At 45.3% G+C, this 5,585-nt stretch carries 5 protein-coding genes; 4 read left to right on the forward strand and 1 reads right to left on the reverse strand.

The window, feature by feature from the left end:
- The first annotated feature begins 391 nt into the window (after positions 1–391).
- Positions 392–2,092, forward strand: coding sequence for an ABC-F family ATP-binding cassette domain-containing protein (locus QUA33_RS27305; RefSeq protein ID WP_333152796.1), 1,701 nt, complete (start codon positions 392–394; stop codon positions 2,090–2,092).
- A 79-nt stretch (positions 2,093–2,171) separates the two neighbouring features.
- Here the strand turns inward: QUA33_RS27305 and QUA33_RS27310 are convergent, their stop codons facing one another.
- On the reverse strand, positions 2,172–3,092 hold the full coding sequence (locus tag QUA33_RS27310) for a fructosamine kinase family protein (RefSeq protein ID WP_333152798.1): 921 nt from the start codon (positions 3,090–3,092) through the stop codon (positions 2,172–2,174).
- Positions 3,093–3,883: 791 nt separating this feature from the next.
- Between QUA33_RS27310 and QUA33_RS28380 the strand changes: the two genes are divergently transcribed.
- From QUA33_RS28380 to QUA33_RS27320, 3 genes are all read left to right on the forward strand, one after another.
- Positions 3,884–4,213 (forward strand): reverse transcriptase N-terminal domain-containing protein, encoded by a 330-nt coding sequence (locus tag QUA33_RS28380; RefSeq protein ID WP_445243288.1) that lies wholly within the window; start codon positions 3,884–3,886, stop codon positions 4,211–4,213.
- A 246-nt stretch (positions 4,214–4,459) separates the two neighbouring features.
- Complete coding sequence (locus tag QUA33_RS27315) at positions 4,460–4,780, forward strand: hypothetical protein (protein ID WP_333152800.1); 321 nt, start codon at positions 4,460–4,462, stop codon at positions 4,778–4,780.
- A gap of 48 nt (positions 4,781–4,828) precedes the next feature.
- On the forward strand, positions 4,829–5,194 hold the full coding sequence (locus tag QUA33_RS27320; RefSeq protein WP_333152802.1) for a hypothetical protein: 366 nt from the start codon (positions 4,829–4,831) through the stop codon (positions 5,192–5,194).
- Positions 5,195–5,585: the final 391 nt, after the last annotated feature.

The raw sequence follows: 5,585 nt of genomic DNA on the forward strand, positions 1-5,585 counted from the left end.
ATGTCGCTCATCTTTCTGTGTAAAAAAAGGTCTCTTATGTTCTTTTACCACATAATGTTACTATTTTGGAGATGTCTAATGTGCAGAAGTCTCAACCATTATTCGAGAAATTCAATCTGAAACAACACGATCGCCCGTTAGCGAAGCCCTCGAAGAGGATCGCCCCACGAAATAGTCCTGAACCCACATCCAGGCCAGAAACCCGGCTTCTTCCTATATCTCTAGCCCAGAATCTGCGATTTTTCAGAGAAACCCCGTTTCTTCGCGTAACTCCTACCAAATCAAAATCTGGCAAGACGCTAAATATAATTAAAATTTGTTAAGATTAACTCGACCTCAGCGCCGGCATCCCATCCGCCGCTAAACCTGCCCTTCCCCAGTCTCCACAACAATGCTGCGACTCGAACACATCAGTAAAATTTACCCCACAGGCGTCGTACTCAAAGATGTCACCTGGGAAGTCAAACCGGGCGATCGCATCGGCTTAGTCGGCGTTAACGGTGCCGGCAAATCCACCCAACTCAAAATCATCGCCGGCGAAATCGAACCCACCGCCGGCGAAGTCATTCGCCCTGCCAGCTTACACATCGCCTACCTCTCCCAAGAATTTGAAGTAGATCCGACTCGCACCGTCAAAGAAGAATTTTGGCGTGCCTTCAGCGAAGCAAACGAAGTCCATGAATCCCTAATGCAAGTCCATCGAGACTTGGAAAACTCCTCCCCAGAAAATCTCGACGAACTGATCCACAAAATGGATCGGCTGCAAAGACAATTTGAGGGCTTAAACGGCTACGGTTTAGAAGCCCAAATCGAGAAAATTTTACCAGAAATCGGATTTGAACCCGAAGATGGCGATCGATTAGTCAGCGCCTTCAGCGGCGGCTGGCAAATGCGGATGAGTTTGGGCAAAATTCTCCTGCAAAAACCCGACATCCTGCTACTCGACGAACCTACCAACCACCTCGACTTAGAAACGATCGAATGGCTGGAAGTATACCTCAAAGGGCTGACAACTCCGATGGTAATCGTATCCCATGACCGGGAATTTCTCGATCGGCTCTGCACCCAAATCGTGGAAACCGAACGCGGCGTTTCCAGCACCTACCTCGGCAACTACTCCTCCTACCTGCTGCAAAAAGCAGAAGCCAGAGAAGCCCAACTCAGCGCTTACGAAAGCCAGCAAAAAGAACTCGAAAAACAGCAAGCATTCGTAGAAAAATTCCGCGCCAGCGCCACTCGCAGCACCCAAGCCAAAAGCCGCGAGAAACAGTTAGACAAAATCGAACGCATCGAAGCGCCCACCGGCGGATTAAAAACTTTGCATTTCCGCTTTCCCCCCGCACCCCGCAGCGGCCGCGAAGTAGCAATAATTGAAGATTTGGTGCACACCTACGGCGAAAAAATCCTATTTTTGGGAGCCGACTTATTAATTGAAAGGGGCGATCGCATAGCCTTTCTCGGCCCCAACGGCGCGGGAAAATCAACCCTGCTGCGACTTATTATGGGTTTAGAAAAGCCTTCTGAAGGTACAGTCAAATTGGGAGGTCACAACGTCATCCCCGGTTACTTTGAACAAAATCAGGCAGAAGCCTTAGATTTGAATAAAAGCGTGATCGAAACCATTCACGACGAAGTACCCGACTGGAAAAATGAAGAAGTTCGGACTTTGTTGGGGCGGTTCTTGTTTACCGGCGAAACAGTATTCAAACAGGTTGGCGCTTTAAGCGGCGGCGAAAAAGCCCGCCTAGCTTTGGCAAAAATGCTGTTGACTCCTGTGAATTTGCTAATTTTGGACGAACCTACAAATCACCTCGACATTCCGGCGAAAGAGATGATGGAAGAAGCGATTCAGAATTATGACGGTACCGTAATAATCGTTTCGCACGATCGCTATTTCATCTCCCAAGTAGCTAACAAAATTGTCGAGATTCGGGATGGAGAATTTCGCCCTTATTTGGGAGATTACCACTACTATCTCGATAAAATTGCTGAGGAAAAAGAGCTAGCTAAGTTAGCAAAACTTGCAGCAGAAAAAGCAGCTAAAAAAGCCGAAAAAGAGGCAAATAAAAAAGCTGCTGCTAAGCAGAAATAAACTTGTAACCCTCGCAGATAAACCTTAAATCTGCGTTTATCTGCGTGCATCTGTGGTTAAAAAAGAATTTGATTCTTAACTAACCCAAAATTCGATTAATCATTTGATTCGCCTGGGACTCGTAACTCCCACCAAACAAATTAAAATGATTTAAAATGTGATACAGGTTATAAATATTTTTGCGTTCTTCATACCCTGAACCCAAAGGCCAAACCTGATTATATCCCCGGTAAAACTGCGCCGGAAATCCACCAAATAGCTCCGTCATCGCAATATCCACTTCTCTATCTCCAAAATATGCGGCCGGGTCAAAAATCACCGGTTCCCCCGCAGATGTCACCCCCGCATTTCCCCCCCACAAATCCCCGTGAACTAGCGAGGGTTGAGGTTCATAACCAGCTAACAATTCAGGAATCATCTCTAATAAACGTTCCCCTTGCGGAAAATGACCGCCCCGACGCCTAGCCAATTTTAACTGATAACCAATCCGATGTTCTGCCCAAAATTCTGCCCAGTTTGCCGTCCAATTATTAATTTGTATAGTTGATCCGATCGTATTATTAATATCCCACCCAAAAACTCCCCTCCACAATCCCGAATTAGGCTCTTCTCTCGCGCTTAGCAAGGGGGGGTTGGGGGGGGTGTATTTGTTGTGCATTTCGGCGAGTTTTCGCCCCATTTCTTCCCAAGCTCGATCGCCACCGCGACTTCCCAAATCCAGCCATTCCAGCACAATATAAGCTGAATTTCCCTCTATTCCCCAGCAAATCGGCTCAGGCACTCGAATCGTCTGGGTTTCCCCCATTTGCTGCAAACCCAGCGCTTCAGCTCCAAACATCCCGACTTGGGAAGCTTGATTGATTTTCGCGAAGTAAGCGCGGGAACTGCTGCTGATATAATAGCCTTGATTTATGCAGCCCCCGCTGACAGAACGCCGATTGTGGAGAGAAAATGTTTCTCCGGTTGTTTCACAGATGTGTGCGGCAATTTTGTCCCACATAGCATCAAATCGTGTTGAGGGTTGAGGGCGATCTAAATTAGTTTAACAGGTATGGCAACTTAATCAGCAAAAACAACACAGCCCCTATCTGAAGCTCAGAAAGAGGCTGTGTAATGTGAAGCGCGACGTGCAAAGTCGCATTTGATGAGTAGAGAGCCGTCTCTCTCTGGGGTACTTCTCCTCAGTCCTCGTGTAAAAGACTCAATCCGAGTCCGGTCACAACGAAAGTAAGTAATAAAATCGTTGGAGTGCAGACCACACAAGCATCTAAGCTGATAGCCTAAATCGGTAGTGTATGCAAGAGGAAGAAAAGGAAGGGTTAACGATAAGTAAACGACTAATCTAGCTCCGTGATACACGAAAAAGTGAAATCAGGCTGGAACACCTTAACCAAAAGGTAAATAGCTGATTATTAGAAGTTTCGCTGTCTAATAAAGAAGTTCAAAAAGCAATCGGAGTATGAGTCGAACCCCAACCTTTTTCGCAGGTCATAAAAAGCGAAACACGGTAAGCCCAATAGACTCTCTCTTAAGGTCGAAACAAGAGAGTAAGCCAAGAGTAATCACAGCCGAATTGTCTAGGGGGTAAAGGAAGTCAGAGAAAGCGAACGCCCTGTGTAATGCAGAGGATAAGGGTTGAGGAATATCCCAACATGACACCGCCTGAAAATGGTAGCCCACTTCTGACATGTCTTAAACTATAAACAGGATTCAAAGAAACTAAACGGAGATTGAAAGATGGAAACCACTATGGTTATCGGAGACTCTGGACAACTTAACTACTAGTCACAGATTGAATGGAAATCAATCGTCAAGAATGTTAAGAATCTGAAGAAACGGATTTATCGTGCCACACAGAACGGTCAGTGGAATCAGGTCATAAGCCTCACAAAACTGATGTTAAGAAGCTTCGATAATCTAATTTTGTCATTGCGTAAAGTTATCCAACTGAATCAAGGAAAACGAACAGCAGGTGTGAACAAGGAGGTAGCATTAACACCTGAACAACGGGTAAAACTCATCCCAGAAATGGGGCAGGACACACTATGGAAGGTTAAACCCACCAAAAGAGTATATACAGCGGATTCCAGGTTTATGAAGTACAGTAGCAGCAGCTTGTAAACCAGTTTTTAAAGTGCTGTGGATTAACCCGCGTCAAGCGCCGTAGCTAGTAAAACATCAACCATCTTGGTAGTAGTGGGCGAAAATTTACGTAAAAAAGCTTTGAGTTGTGACCACCATAATTCGATTGGATTAAAGTCACTGTAGTTTAGACTAACTAAAGATGAGAACGGTGGCAAAAGAAGAACTTGAGCCACCGCGCCGGGAGAGAATGAGGGTGAAAAATAAAACCTATCCACTCCCTAAATGAACAGTGAACGATTAAAAGACTTTCGTCAAGCAGCATACGAGTTATTGGTGAAAGCGAAAGATGCCACATTCGAGCTGATGGATGCAGTGATGACCACTCCGAATGCGTCATGTTTAGCGGAATTTTCACTCAGCCCGCTATTCAATCGACAATGGTCAAGTATCTATGAAGCCTTACAAGACTGTAAGCCAGACCGAAAAAAACTGATGGAGTTATATCGAGAGCAATTAGAACAGCAAGTACCTGCAACAGAACATACAGCAGATTCCACGCAAATAGAGTACACCTTAATCCCAAACACTTACCAAAATGGTTGACAAACCCTTGCAACCGTACTCCATAAACCTGGAAATTGCTGTATATTAGTGGCGATCGATCATACTGCGTGGGGGAGACCATCCGCCAAAACCTTAAAAGACAGAACCCATGAATATCAGAGGGGCGTAATTATTGGACAGGGGTACAGTACCATTGCCTGGATACCTGAAGCTCAAGGAAGTTGGGCATTACCCCTACTTCATGAAAGAATCAGTAGTGGGTCTTCACCCATACTTCCAGCAGCTTCCCAACTCAAACTTGTCTGTGAACAAAGCGTCAACCCAGTATTAGCAGTCTTAGACCGAGAATATGGCAATGCAAATTGGGTACTAGCGCAAGCAGACATTCAAGCTGATTGCTTAATGCGAGTCCGAAAGAATACCTGGAAAGTGGTCAGCGCCACCAGCATATAGTGGCCGTGGCAGGCCACGAAAACACGGGCAAAAAATGAGGCTGAATCACCCAAACACATGGCTCGAAGCGGATACTGCGATCGAAATTGACGAACATCCACAGTTGGGACAAGTCCGAGTCAGTCAATGGCTTGACTTACATTTTTATCGTGTCCCTGAACAAAAAGTCAATTTAATCCCACATTCCGCAGTTCTGGCTTTGATGACTAAAAATTTTCATACCTTCAGCGTAGGAAAAATATATGTGCCTACCTTTTCTAATTTTAGTATCATTATTTTGCGATTTGGGCGAGATATAATAAATTTGAATCCACCAATACTTCGGACAGTTTTTAAGCAGCGAGAGTACCATAGGATAGGACTGACGGAAGGTTAGGGTGATTTAAAATTA

The sequence above is a fragment of the Microcoleus sp. Pol14D4 genome, from assembly GCF_036701245.1.
Lineage (GTDB): Bacteria > Cyanobacteriota > Cyanobacteriia > Cyanobacteriales > Microcoleaceae > Microcoleus.